Source organism: Erythrobacter litoralis, from assembly GCF_029760855.1.
GTDB lineage: Bacteria > Pseudomonadota > Alphaproteobacteria > Sphingomonadales > Sphingomonadaceae > Qipengyuania > Qipengyuania litoralis_A.
The window spans coordinates 319,770-332,770 of the sequence record NZ_SOSI01000003.1 but is presented as its reverse complement, the minus strand read 5'-3'; the positions used below and the strand labels follow the sequence as shown (position 1 = coordinate 332,770).

11 protein-coding genes are annotated in these 13,001 nt (G+C 64.8%); 5 read left to right on the top strand and 6 right to left on the bottom strand.

Features of this window, described 5'->3' with window-relative positions; genetic code table 11:
• Positions 1 to 46 precede the first annotated feature (46 nt).
• The 3 genes from E3U23_RS07320 to hflK form a co-directional block, all read right to left on the bottom strand.
• Positions 47 to 1,576 carry a Do family serine endopeptidase gene (locus tag E3U23_RS07320; protein WP_279350574.1) on the bottom strand — a complete coding sequence of 510 codons (1,530 nt, stop codon included), beginning with the start codon at positions 1,574 to 1,576 and terminating at the stop codon, positions 47 to 49.
• Positions 1,577 to 1,717: 141 nt separating this feature from the next.
• Positions 1,718 to 2,563, bottom strand: a complete 846-nt coding sequence (gene hflC / locus E3U23_RS07315) for a protease modulator HflC (protein WP_431732668.1) — start codon at positions 2,561 to 2,563, stop codon at positions 1,718 to 1,720.
• 1 nt (position 2,564) lies between these two features.
• Positions 2,565 to 3,707, bottom strand: coding sequence for a protease modulator HflK (hflK, locus tag E3U23_RS07310; protein ID WP_279350573.1), 1,143 nt, complete (start codon positions 3,705 to 3,707; stop codon positions 2,565 to 2,567).
• Between the two features lie 76 nt (positions 3,708 to 3,783).
• Between hflK and E3U23_RS07305 the strand changes: the two genes are divergently transcribed.
• The 4 genes from E3U23_RS07305 to E3U23_RS07290 all read left to right on the top strand — a co-directional run bounded on the left by E3U23_RS07305 (position 3,784) and on the right by E3U23_RS07290 (position 9,522).
• Complete coding sequence (locus E3U23_RS07305; protein WP_431732667.1) at positions 3,784 to 4,758, top strand: Mrp/NBP35 family ATP-binding protein; 975 nt, start codon at positions 3,784 to 3,786, stop codon at positions 4,756 to 4,758.
• Positions 4,737 to 7,034 carry a xanthine dehydrogenase family protein molybdopterin-binding subunit gene (locus tag E3U23_RS07300; protein ID WP_279350571.1) on the top strand — a complete coding sequence of 766 codons (2,298 nt, stop codon included), beginning with the start codon at positions 4,737 to 4,739 and terminating at the stop codon, positions 7,032 to 7,034. Before E3U23_RS07305 ends, E3U23_RS07300 begins: the two co-directional genes overlap by 22 nt.
• Positions 7,031 to 8,053, top strand: a complete 1,023-nt coding sequence (hemH, locus tag E3U23_RS07295; RefSeq protein ID WP_279350570.1) for a ferrochelatase — start codon at positions 7,031 to 7,033, stop codon at positions 8,051 to 8,053. The genes E3U23_RS07300 and hemH overlap by 4 nt, the downstream gene beginning before the upstream one ends.
• A 62-nt stretch (positions 8,054 to 8,115) precedes the next feature.
• Entirely contained in the window at positions 8,116 to 9,522 is a 1,407-nt protein-coding gene (locus E3U23_RS07290; RefSeq protein WP_279350569.1) for a cytochrome P450, read from the top strand.
• Here E3U23_RS07290 and E3U23_RS07285 read toward each other — a convergent pair.
• Positions 9,519 to 9,677 carry a DUF1674 domain-containing protein gene (locus E3U23_RS07285; RefSeq protein ID WP_279350568.1) on the bottom strand — a complete coding sequence of 53 codons (159 nt, stop codon included), beginning with the start codon at positions 9,675 to 9,677 and terminating at the stop codon, positions 9,519 to 9,521. The genes E3U23_RS07290 and E3U23_RS07285 overlap by 4 nt on opposite strands.
• Before the next feature lie 57 nt (positions 9,678 to 9,734).
• On the opposite strand from E3U23_RS07285, the gene E3U23_RS07280 reads away from it, so the two are divergent.
• The gene (locus E3U23_RS07280) at positions 9,735 to 10,973 is read left to right on the top strand and encodes an RsmB/NOP family class I SAM-dependent RNA methyltransferase (RefSeq protein WP_279350567.1); all 1,239 of its coding nucleotides are present in this window, start codon (positions 9,735 to 9,737) and stop codon (positions 10,971 to 10,973) included.
• Here E3U23_RS07280 and E3U23_RS07275 read toward each other — a convergent pair whose 3' ends face one another.
• Together E3U23_RS07275 and E3U23_RS07270 are read right to left on the bottom strand one after the other, a co-directional pair.
• Positions 10,974 to 11,633: a potassium channel family protein gene (locus E3U23_RS07275; protein WP_279350566.1), complete on the bottom strand. Its 660-nt coding sequence runs from the start codon at positions 11,631 to 11,633 to the stop codon at positions 10,974 to 10,976. It lies immediately after the preceding gene.
• Entirely contained in the window at positions 11,623 to 12,951 is a 1,329-nt protein-coding gene (locus tag E3U23_RS07270; RefSeq protein ID WP_279350565.1) for a TrkH family potassium uptake protein, read from the bottom strand. The genes E3U23_RS07275 and E3U23_RS07270 overlap by 11 nt, the downstream gene beginning before the upstream one ends.
• Positions 12,952 to 13,001: the final 50 nt, after the last annotated feature.

Below are 13,001 nucleotides of genomic sequence, written 5' to 3'. Positions count from 1 at the left end.
CGGCATTGCTGCCGGGAGGGTTCGATATTGCTTCGAATTTCGACGTTTAGTTGAAGCGTACCGCCACATATTGGGCGGGACCACCACGGCGCTGAACCCGCAGCAGGACCGCATCGCGGTTTTCCCGCCGCGCGGCTTCAACCGCGGCTTCGAGCGCCGAGGGTGTGTTCACCGTTTGATAGTTGGCGCTCAGGATGATGTCGCCGCGACGAAGGCCCTTGCGCGCCGCATCCGAATTGGGCGACACGCCGCCGACAACCACGCCGTTCGTATCGGCCGAAACGCCAAGCTGCCGCGCGATCTGCGGGGTAAGGGCGATGACCTGCAGGCCGAGCCGCTCCATCACCACTTCGCTGCCCGTTTCGGGTTCCTGCTCGTCCATGTCTTCGGCGTCCGGATCGAACATCTGGCTTTGGCGCAGCTCTTCCTCACTCGGGCGCTTGCCCACTGTGACATTCAACCGTCGCCGTTCGCCATTACGGATCAGTTCGACAGGGATACTCGTGCCGGGTTCGATATTGGCGACCAGGAAGGACAGCGTCTGATCCGGCGTCACGTCCTCGCCGTTCACACGCAGGACGATATCGCCGGCCTGGATGCCGGCGCGTTCCGCCGCTTCACCCGGCTGAACGCCTTGGACGAATTCGCCGCGGTTCTCGCTGATGCCCAGCGATGCCGCGAGATCGTCGGTCACTGGCTGGATCTGCACGCCGAGATAGCCGCGCTGGATTTCCACCCCGCGCCGCAGCTTGTCGACGATGGGTGCGGCCGTTTCGGCGGGGATCGCGAAGCCGATCCCGACGCTGCCGCCCGAGGGCGAAAGGATGGCGTTGTTAATGCCGATTACATTGCCCTGCATGTCGAACAACGGACCGCCCGAATTGCCGCGATTGATCGAGGCATCGGTCTGGAGATAGCGATCGTAGGCGCCGCCCGAACCAGTGTTGCGATACACGGCGGATACGATGCCGCTGGTCACCGTTCCGCCGAGGCCGAAGGGATTGCCGATCGCGACCACCCAGTCACCCACGCGGGCCTGCGACGAATCGCCGAACTGTACGAACGGGAAAGGTTCGTCGCGGGCGATCTTCAGCACTGCGAGGTCGGAAGACGCATCCGCACCGACCAGTTCGGCCGGATATTCGGTGCCGTCCGGCATGGTCACGGTGATTTCCTCGACCGTGCCTCGGCCCGTCGGGCTGACGACGTGATTGTTCGTAACCACATAGCCATCGGCCGACATGATGAAGCCGGAGCCGAGCGACTGGCCTTCGCGGTATTGCGGCTCTTGTTGTCCGCCGCGCCGCTGGTTGAACAGATCTTCGAGCGGTGTGCCTGCGAAGGGATTTCCGCCCGATTGCACCTCGACCCGCTGGCGAGTGGAGATATTGACCACGGCCGGCTGCAATTGTTCGGTCAGATCGGCGAAGCTGGCCGGTGCCCCATTTCGCGGGACCATGCGGGCCATCTGACTGTCGTCGTTCTGCGCGACTTGCGCGCCCGCCGGAAACCCGGCCAGCGACATGGCGGCACCGCCTGCAAGAAGGGCGGCAGTTACGGAATAGGCATAACGCACAGGTTGGTTGTCCTCTCTAAAGTTGAGTGACCCGGCACGAAGCCGTAGATAAATCACCTACGCTTTCGTGCGGTTTCCGCTCCGAATTTGGTTCAGCGCGCTTAATCGCGATTGAACGGGGCGGGGCGGTTCGACGAACGGTCAACGCTGTCCGCGGAACTGCCTCAAATACTCGTTGTCGGGCGACAGGATGAAGTTGCTGGCTGCATTCCCGTTCTCCGGTGCGAAGGTCGCATCGTAGCTCTGCATGGCGCGATAGAAATCGTAGAACTGCGCATCCTTGCCGAACGCATCCGCATAGATGCGGGCGGCTTCCGCGTCGGCGTCGGCCCGGATGATGCGGGCATCGCGGCCGCCCTGCGCGCGAATGGTGCGCGCTTCGCGTTCGCGATCGGACTCCATGCGGCGGAAAGCGGATTGCAGCGGGGCTTCGGGCAAGTCGGTCCGCTTGATCTGCACATCGACCACTTCGGCACCGTATTGGCGGGCCTGCCGGTCCAAATTTGCGCGCACATTGGCGAGCGCCGAACCGCGTTCCGCCGTCAGCATCGCCTGGAAGGTCCGGCGACCAAGTTCCTGCCGCAGCACCGAGTTCAGGATCGGCTCGAGCGCGCTACGTACGCCGTCCGTCGAGCCTGCGCGTTCGACCATGCGCACGGGGTCGGTGACGCGGAACCGGGCATAGGCATTCACGAGCAGGCGCTGCTGATCGTTCGACAGCACTTCCTCGTCCGCCATCTCGAGGTCGAGCAAACGTTTCTCGACACGGACCACCCGGTCGATGAAGGGCGCGCGCAGATAAAGCCCGGCCTTCGAATCTCCACCGACGGTATTGACAGTGCGGATCGGCTCACCCGTCCGCACGACAACCGCCTGCTCTTCTTCGGGCACGACATAGATGCTCATGGCAAGAATGACGACGAGCACCGCGAGCACGATGATCGAGAGCTTGTGATCCTGCCAGATACGTTCGGGGTTCATAGCCATCTCAATTTCCTCCCGTCGTGGGGGCGGGGGCGGCAGGCGTCGCCTGTTGGGCGCGGCGCTGGATTTCGGGGAGCGGGAGGTATGGCGTCACACCGGGGGCCTCCACGATCGTCTTGTCGGTCTTGGACAAGACGCGTTCCATGGTTTCGTAATAGAGGCGCTGGCGAGTGACCTCGGGCGCGAGGCGATATTCCTCGTACACCTTATCGAATGCCTCGGCTTCACCCTGAGCCTGCGCCAGGACCTGCTGCGCATAACCCTGCGCCTGGTTGCGCGCAGCATCGGCGTTCTGCTCGGCGACCTGCACATCGCGGAACGCGTCGACGACTTCGGAGGGCGGGTCGGCCTTTTCGATTTCCACACCCAGCACGCGGATACCGGCATTGTAGCTATCCAGAGTGCGCTGCATCCGCTCGCGCACATTCTGTTCTATCGCCGCGCGGCCCTGACCGGAGAATGTCTCGTCCAGATTTGTCTCGGCCACTGCGGCGCGCATTGCCGCCTCGGCAACCTCGGCGACGGTATCTTCCGGCGTCGTCAGGCGGAACTTGAAGTTCGCCAGATCGGTTATGTTCCAGCGCACGATGTAACTTAAATCGACGAGGTTCTGGTCACCGGTCAGGATCAGCTTCACCTGCTGGTTGTTGCCCGGAATGCGAATGGCGCGAACGCCTTGCACGTCTTCGACATCGACCGTCTCGATCGGGAAGGGTGCCGTGAAATTGATACCGGAATCGAGCGATCTCGTATAACTACCGAAGGTCTTGACCACCCCCTGCTGCTGCGGGCCGATCAAGTGGATGCTAGTCGCCAGAAGAACGATGACGACAAGAGCGATGATTGCCAACGGAAACCAGCTCTTGCCGTTTGGGCGTTGAGGCATGCGAAAGCCGGGGCCGCCCGGCCCACCGGTACGGCGCGGGCCTTCGGGACCGCGGTTCTTGAAGATATCCTCGATATTCGGACCCCGCCGACCCTGATTACCGGAATTCCCGCCCGAGGGCGGAAGCCACGGATTGCGGGGACCATTCGGTTTGTCGGCGCGCGGCTTGTCGCCATCGTCGTCGTTCTTGCCGCCCCACGGATTGTTCGTGCCGGCCATCGCCAGGCGAATACCCTTCGTAAGCCCGTCCAAAAGTCTCATGTCTGTTCTTATAGGTGCGCTTCGCGGGAAAAACAGGGGTTGCCGCGCGCTTTTCGATGATACAGCAGCAGCGGCCATGGCCGGGACAAATCCTAAAACACGCTTGCAAGGCAGATTGGACGACGACGAGGCGCGCCGTATCGGCGCTGTCGTCGTGAACGAAGGCCGCGCGACTGCGGTGCTGGACGTCGCCGGGATGGCCGAAGCCGAGCGTTCCGGCTTTGAGGAGCGTGTGCGATCCGCCCTGCTTGCGGAAGACGATATCGCCGATGTGCGTATTGCCTCCACCGCCCAGCGAACCGCGCGCACGATTATCGCCATCGGATCGGGCAAGGGCGGGGTCGGCAAATCCACGTTGACCGCCAACCTCGCCGTCGCGCTCGCACGGCAGGGCGTGAAGATCGGCCTGGTCGACGCCGATATTTACGGCCCCTCGCAGCCGGTGATCTTCGGCGTGCAGGGCACCAAGCCTACCACACGGGACGAGAAGCTGGTCCCGGTCGAGACGCCATTCGGCGTGCCCTTGCTTTCGATGGGCCAGCTCGTCGCGCCGGGGAAGGCGCTGGCGTGGCGCGGGCCGATGGCGGGCGGGGCGCTTACCCAGCTGATGGATGCGGCGTGGGGCGAAACCGAAGTGCTGCTGGTCGATCTGCCGCCCGGCACCGGCGACGTGCAATTGACCATGCTCCAGAAGTTCAAGCCTGCGGGTGCCGTGCTCGTGTCCACGCCGCAGGATCTCGCGCTGATCGATGCCGCGCGCGCCGGGCAGTTGTTCGATGCTGGCGGCGTGCCGGTGATCGGTCTCGTCGAGAATATGGCCGGCTATGCCTGCCCGCATTGCGGCGAGGTGTCCGACCCGTTCGGCGCCGGCGGAGTGGAAGCCGCCGCCGAACGGCTCGAATTGCCGTTCCTCGGACGCATTCCGCTCGACCTCGCGATCCGGCAAGGCAGCGATGGCGGCAAGCCTCCCGCGGCGGGCGACGATGCGGTCGCCGCGCCGTTCGCGGACATCGCCAAAACGTTGCGCGAATGGCTGAGCGCGAGAAGGTAAGCTTTCCCGTGACGCGGCGAGGCCTGCTTGCCAGCGGCGCGGTGGCGGGCGGGCTGGTCGTCGCTTGGACGCTCTGGCCGAGGCATTACGGCGCGCCCCTGTCGCCGCGCGAGGGCGAGTTCGCATTCGGCGGCTGGCTGACGGTGGCGCGCGACGGGGTGGTCACGATATCCATCCCGCAGCTCGAAATGGGGCAGGGGGTTACGACCATCCTGGCGCAGGTCGCGGCGGTGGAACTGGGAGCCGATTGGCGGCAGATTGCGGTGGAACCGGCGCCGCCTGCCGGCCTCTATGCCAATTTGCCGCTTGCCGCCGAGTGGGCAGAAATGTGGGCAGCGATCCCCGCGCTGGCCGATACGGCGGACGACTTTCTCGTCGAGCGCTTCGCCCGGGCCGAGGCATTCGGCGCGACGGCGGCCGGCACCTCGCTCGCCGCTTACGAAACGCCGCTGCGCGAAGCGGCCGCCAGCGCGCGCGACATGCTGACCCGCGCAGCCGCCGAACAGTTCGACGCCGCGCCAGAGGAATGCCTGGTCGAAAACGGCATCGTATCGCATGGTGGCCGGGGGCTCCCGTTCGGCGCGCTGGTCGATGCCGCCGCCGAACTCGATCCGCCCGACCCTCCGCCGCTGAGGCCCACGCTCGCCTTCGAGGAACCGACCTTCGGCGAGGCGGAGACCTCAACGGCATTTCCTCGATTGGACCTGCCCGCCAAGATCGACGGGAGCTTCCTGTTCGCGGGCGACGTGCGCCTGCCCGGCATGGTCTATGCCTCGGTCCGGCATGGGCCGTGGGGGCTGCCCGAACTCTATCGGTTCGATGCCGATGCGGTGGCCGGCATGCGCGGCTTGATGCGCGTGGTGAAGTCCAAACGCTGGCTGGCTGCGGTTGCGACAAGCTGGTGGATCGCCGACCGTGCGTTGGCCCGAATGCGAGCGCATTTCACCGGGCCAGGCGCGGTCGATCACGGCACGCTCGAGACGCTACTGGAAACAGGACTGGCCGAGGCGGACGAGCGGGCAGAACGCATCGCAAGCGTGGGGGAGCCGGACGAGGCGCTCGGTGGCAATACCTTCGCGCGTCGCTATGCAATCGCGCCTGCGGTTCATGCACCGCTCGAAACCGCATCGGCGACGGCGCGGATCGAGGGCGGCCGGCTGGAGCTGTGGATGGCGGCGCAGGCGCCCGAGGCGGCGCGGATTGCTGCGGCAAGGGCTGTCGGACTCTCGCCTTCCGATGCGGTGCTTTATCCGATGGCGGCGGGCGGCAGTTTCGACGCGAGGCTGGAAAAGCAGCATGCGATCGAGGTCGCACAGATTGCGGCAGAGGTCGGGCGGCCGGTGCAGCTAACTTGGTCGCGCGCGCAGGATATGCAAGCGGTGCCGCCGCGCCAGCCAATCCGGGCCGAACTTGCCGCCAGCCTTGCGGGCGAGGGCGAGCCGATTGCCTGGCGAACCCAGCTCGCGATGCCCTCTACTATGCGGGAAATTGGCCACCGCCTGTTCGACAATGCCACACCAGAGGCGGCGATCGAGGGAAGCGCCGGCACCGCCGATCCTCTAGCTTGCGAAGGTGCGATCCCGCCCTACGGCATCGCCCATGTCGCGGTGGATCACATCCCCATCCGTCTGCCTTTGCCCACCACCCGGATGCGCGGGGGCAGCGCGGCTTACACGGCATTCTTCACCGAATGCTTCATCGATGAGCTGGCGGTCGAGGCGGGGCGCGACCCGTTTCTCTATCGCATGGCGCTGCTCGGCGGGGCGCCGCGCATGGCCGAATGCCTGCGCCGTGCAACGCGGTTGGCGAACTGGGACGGCGGGAGGCAGGGCAGCGGGCAGGGGCTGGCCGTGGTGCGGATGGGCCGTGATCCCGAAACCGCCGGCCACATCGCATGCGTTGCCGAGGCGACACCGGGGCCGGGCGGCGCGACGGTGAGCCGCCTGACGGTTACCTGCGATATCGGGCGCATCGTCAATCTCGACATCGCACGCCAGCAGATCGAGGGCGGGCTTATCGTCGGGCTGTCGCAAGCGGTCGGTGCAAGCCTGCGCTACGATAGCGGGCGGCCCGTGCCCCGGACGCTCGGCGGCTTGAACCTGCCGCGCCTTTCGACCTCGCCCGAAATCGTCCTCGATTTCCTGCCCAGCAAGGCGGAGCCGTTTGATCCCGGCGAACTCGGCACCGCCGTAGCTCCGCCTGCCATCGCCAACGCCCTGTTCGCGGCGACCGGCAGACGCTATCGCACCCTCCCGCTAATATCGGAGAGCGCATGACCTGGCAGCCGCAGTCCCTCCCTACCGATCACCCGCCCGTCGCCAGCGGCAAGGTTGGCGTGCTGATCTGCAATCTCGGCACGCCGGACAGCGCCGAGCCAAAGGCGGTCAAACGCTATCTGGGCGAATTTCTCTCGGACAGACGCGTTGTGGAAATCCCCGCGATCGCGTGGCAGCCGATCCTGCGCGGCATTATCCTGAACACACGCCCCAAGAAAAGCGCCCACGCCTATTCGCAGGTGTGGACCGAGGAGGGCTCGCCTCTCGCCGTTATTACCCGCAATCAGGCGGAAGCGATGCAGAAGCGGCTGGGCGGCGGCGTGCTGGTCGACTGGGGCATGCGCTACGGCAATCCCGCCCTCGGCGACCGGATCGAGAAGCTGATGCAGGCAGGATGCGAGCGGATATTGCTCGCACCGCTCTATCCGCAATATAGCGGCGCGACGACGGCGACGGTTGTGGACAAGGCTGCGGACAAGCTGCGGGAAATGCGTTGGCAACCGAGCCTGCGCACATTGCCCCCCTATCACGACGACCCTCTCTATATCGATGCGCTGGCGAAGGATGTTGCCCGCCAGATCGATGCGCTGTCGTTCGAGCCGGAAGTGCTGCTGCTCAGTTTCCACGGCATGCCGCAGCGCACTCTGGAACTGGGCGATCCCTATCATTGCCATTGCCAGAAGACCTCGCGCCTTCTGCAGGAACGGCTGAAGCGACCGGATCTGCGCTTCCGCACTACTTTCCAGTCGCGCTTCGGACGGGCGAAGTGGCTTGAGCCGGCAACGGATACGGTGCTCGAGGAAGAGGGACGGAAAGGAACTAGGAGGCTCGCCATTGCCGCGCCGGGCTTCTCCGCCGACTGTCTCGAAACGCTGGAAGAACTCGCGATACAGGGCCGGGAGCAGTTCACAGATGCAGGGGGCGAGGATTTCGCCGCGCTATCCTGCCTCAACACCTCGCCCGCCGGGCTCGATATGCTGGAAGGCCTCGTCCGCCGAGAACTCGCGGGCTGGATTTAGATCGAATTTCTATTTACACGAAGGTAAGTAGCAAAACGCAATCCATTCCACGGGAGAGACGAATGGCGACTGCGGCGGCCGATATGGCCTTGGGCTCGGAAAGCCCGCCCGAACATTTCAGCGAAGGCAAGGTGAGTGCGCGAGACCTCGCTCATATTCCAGGCGAAGCGGGACCTCCCCTTATCGGCAACACGTTCCGTCTTCTGGCCGACCCCCACGCATTCGCTCGCCGGATGTTCGAAACCTACGGCAAGGTCTACAAGAACCGCGCCTTCGGCAGCTGGCACGTTGCCCTGATCGGGGCCGAGGCGAACGAGCTCATCCTGATGGACCGGCACCGGAACTTCAGTTCCGAACAGGGCTGGGGGCCGACCCTGCACAAGCTGTTTCCGCGCGGACTGATGCTGATGGATTTCGACCATCATCGGATCGACCGGCGCGCCCTGTCGATCGCGTTCAAGCCCGAACCGATGCGGCACTATGCCGGCTCGCTCGACGCCGGGATCGCCCGCGAGGTATGGGGCTGGGGCGGCGAGATGCTGTTCTATCCGGCAATCAAGCAGCTGACCCTCGACCTTGCAGCGGAAAGCTTTCTCGGAATTCCGTTCGGGCCGGAGTCGGCGAAGATCAACCAGGCCTTCGTCGACATGGTGCAGGCGTCGGTCGCGCCTGTTCGCAAGCCTCTGCCCTTCACCGCGATGAAACGCGGTGTCGATGGGCGCGCCTATCTGGTCGATCTCTTCACCCGCGAAACGCACAAGCGACGGGCCGAGGGCGGCGGGCAGGATATGTTCAGCCAGTTCGCCAATGCGACGCGCGAGGACGGCACGCTCATCCCGGTCGATCAGGTCGTCGATCACATGAACTTCCTGATGATGGCGGCACACGATACGATAACTTCGTCGGCGACGGCGCTGGTCTGGAAGCTGGCGCAGCATCCCGAATGGCAGGAGAAGTTGCGGCAGGAGATCGTCGCGATCACCGGCGGACCGGATGCGGCGGGCGAGGCGCGAGGCGTATCCTACGACGATCTCGGCAAGCTCGACCTTACCGACATGGCGTTCAAGGAATCGCTGCGGATGATCCCGCCCGTCCCCTCGCTGCCACGCCGGGCGCTGCGCAGTTTCGAGTTCAGGGGATACCGCATACCGGCCGGGGCGGAGGTCGGCTTCAACGTGCACCTCACCCATCACATGGACGAATACTGGGACGCGCCGTTCACTTTCGATCCCATGCGCTTCACACCGGAGCAAGTGAAGAACCGCCACAAATATGCCTGGCTGCCGTTCGGCGGCGGCGCGCATATGTGCCTAGGCCTGCACTTCGCCTATATGCAGGTGAAGATCCTGATGGCGCAGCTTCTGCAGCGCTACCGGATCGAGATTGCCGACGGTTATGCGCCGGAATGGCAGCCGTGGCCGATCCCCAAACCGAAAGACGGGCTGAAGATCACGCTCCGCCCGCTTTAAAAATCGATTGCGATCCCATCCTTCACCCAATCGCCATAGCGCGTGGGGCTGAGGTCTTCGTCGACCTCGCCCTTCTTCGGCTTCGGCGGAGGATCGCTGCTCCAGCTTTCGGGCTTTTCGAAGGGTTCGGGCCGCTTGGTCGCGCGTTTCGTCATGGTAAGGAAATGCGCATGCTGGCGCGCGGTTTCAAGGCGGGCTAGGGCGCCGAGATAATGGCCGATCCTTCCGGAATTCACGCGCGCAAGGCGGCGCTTCGTTTGCTCGATGCCGTATCGCGGCGGGGCGAAACGCTCGATCAGGCGTTCGGCGCGGCGACGCAGGATGTCCGCCGGTTCGAGGACAAGGCGCTGGCGCGCGCCATCGCGGGCGAGACCTTGCGCTGGTCGGACGATCTCGACCTCGCGATCGACAGAGCGACAAAAAAGCGCCTGCCGGACGATGCCAAGGCCCGGATCGTCTTGCGGCTGATGCTCGCCCAGCTATGGCGGCTTGGCACACCGCCGCACGCGGTCATCGCGACGGGCCTGCCACTACTTGCGGGGGGGCCGCGGCGATTGGCCCACGGTGTGTTCTCGACCCTGGCGAAACGGGACGATCCTCTACCGGGAGCACCGACCTTGCCGCCGGATGTCGCCGCACGGTGGGGCGAGCGATCCGCGGCCATTGCGCGCGGTCTTGCCGAACCCCCGCCGCTCGACCTGACATTGAAAGACCCTTCGGAAACGCAGCACTGGCAGACGCAGCTTGCAGCCGACAGCTTTGCATCCGGCCATCTGCGACTGCCGCGCGGCGAGAACGTCGAGAAACTTGCGGGTTTCGCCGAAGGGGCATGGTGGGTGCAGGATTTCGCCGCGTCGCTTCCTGCCATATTGCTCGGAGCGGGCGAAGGTCGCCATGTTCTCGACCTGTGTGCCGCACCGGGCGGAAAGACCCTGCAACTCGCGGCAGGCGGATGGGATGTCACCGCGCTCGATATGTCGAAGCGGCGGCTTGATCTGCTCAAGGCAAACCTGAAACGCACCGGCCTTTCCGCATCCCCCGTCCGCGCCGACGCACTCCGCTGGGAGCCGAAGCATCGGTTCGATGCGATCCTGCTGGATGCGCCATGCACCGCCTCGGGCACCGCCCGGCGCCATCCCGACGTGATCCATCGGATCGGGCCCCGGCAGATCGAGGAAGCGGCGGAGCTGCAGCGCGCCTTGCTTGACCGCGCCGCTACCTGGCTGAAACCTAATGGACGACTGATTTACGCGGTGTGTTCCATCGAGGACGAGGAAGGCCCGGACATCGTGCGCGATTGTGCCCTTCAGCCCGATCCCATTGTACCCGCCGAACTGCCCGCCGGTCTCTTGCCGACCGATGAGGGCTGGCTTCGCACCGATCCGGGCATGATGGCGGAGCAGGGCGGCTTGGACGGTTTCTTCATCGCCCGCTTCCGCGCGCCGACCTGATCAGGGCGCGGAAAAGCGCTCGATATCCTCGATCCGGCCGGAAACGACCAGCTCGTCGTCGGGGAAGATGATCGTGTCGGGTACGGCATGGATGAAATCCTGCCCTTCGCGTTTTACGCCGACAACCGTTACGCCGTAACTCTTGCGGCACTGGCTGGTCACCAGCGGCACGCCGACGATCGCTTCGGGCGCAGCGAGCTTGGCGATGGCGAACTCGTCGCCGAACTGGATGAAATCGGTCAGCCGCTCGTTGAGGAGATGGGCAACCCGCTCGCCCATCCGCTGTTCGGGGAAGACGACATGGTCGGCACCCGTCCGTTCCAGAATGCGCGCATGGCGATCGTTGGTCGCTTTGGCCCAGATGTTCTCGAAACCGAGATCGGTGAGCGCGAGCACGGTCAGCACGCTCGCCTCGATATCCGTGCCGATCGCGACCACGGCGCCCTCGAAGCCCGAAATGCCGAGACGCTTGAGCGTTTCGGGATCGGTGCAGTCGGCCTCCACCACGCGGGCGAGATCAGAGGCGTATTCCTGCACCAGCGCCGGGTCGATATCCACGCCGAGCACTTCGTGCCCCATCCGCTCCAGCGTCAGAGCGACAGCCCCGCCGAACCGGCCCAGGCCGACCACCAGAATAGGTTTGCGATGTTTAGCCGACAATGAGGTCCTCCTCGGGGTAGCGATAGGGCCGCTCGCGCTTGCCGAGCGCAAGGGCGGTGGCGATGGTGATGGTGCCGACACGCCCGATGAACATTAGCGCCATGATGACGACCAGTGCCGTCGGCGGCAGATCGGCGGTGATGCCGGTCGACAGGCCGACGGTCGAAAAGGCGGAAATGCACTCGAACAGGATGTCGTCGAGCGGCAACGGACTGATCGAGGCGATGTAGGTGGTGGCGACGAAAATCAGCGAGGCACCCAGTACGGTGACCGACAGGGCCTGCCGCTGCACTTCGCCCTTGAACCGGCGCTGGAATAGTCCGGTATCGCGCCGGCCCAGTATCTCGGAAAGAACGACCGCAAACAGGACGAAGAAGGTCGTCACCTTGATGCCGCCCGCCGTGCCCGCGCTGCCTCCGCCGATGAACATCAGCAGGTAGTTCGCCATGACCGTTTCATCGTGCATGCCGCCCATATCCAGGCTGTTGAACCCGGCGGTGCGCGGCATAACCGAATGGAAGGCAGCGTTGAGCATTTTGGTGCCCACGGCCATCGGGCCGAGCGTTGCGGCATTGCTCCATTCCATGAACAGGATCGCGGCGAAACCGCTCGCCAGCAGGAATGCCGTGCCCGCCACGGTGACCTTGGAATGCAGCGCCCAGCGCCGCCAGTGCAGCCGGTTCGCGCGAATATCCTGCATGACCGGGAAGCCCAGTGCGGTTAGGACGACGGAAAGCGCGATCGGACCCAGAATGACCGGGTCCGCCTGATATCCCATCACGCTGTCCGAGAAGCTGGAGAAGCCCGCATTGTTGAACGCGCTGACCGAATGGAACAGTCCGTGCCATAATGCGGCGGGGAGGGACATGTCGTAAGAGAAGGCGAAGCGGGCGGCGAGAATGATAGCGACTACCGCTTCTACCACCAACGTGATCGCGAGGACGAGGCGCAGCACGGAAGGGACATCGCCCGTCGCCAGCCGGTTGCGCTCGACCTGAGTGGTCACGTGATCCCGCACGCCGAAACCGCGCCCGACCATCAGGCCGAACAGGGTGGCGGCGGTCATGATGCCGAAGCCGCCGATCTGGAACAGGATCAAGATCACCGTTTGGCCGAACGGCGACCAGTAAACCGGCGTGTCCTCCACGATGAGCCCGGTCACGGCCACGGCGGATGTCGAAGTGAAGAGCGCCGTAAGGAGCGGCGCGGCGCGGCCGCTGGATGTCGCGAAGGGAAGGCTGAGGATCAGCGCGCCGACCAGAATCGCAGCAGCGAACAGCAGCGGAATCAGCAGGATCGGGTCGCGCAGTCGCCGCATCGGGAGGCGCCTGTGCGCCTTTACTGCCTACGGGTAAAGCGGGTTTATCG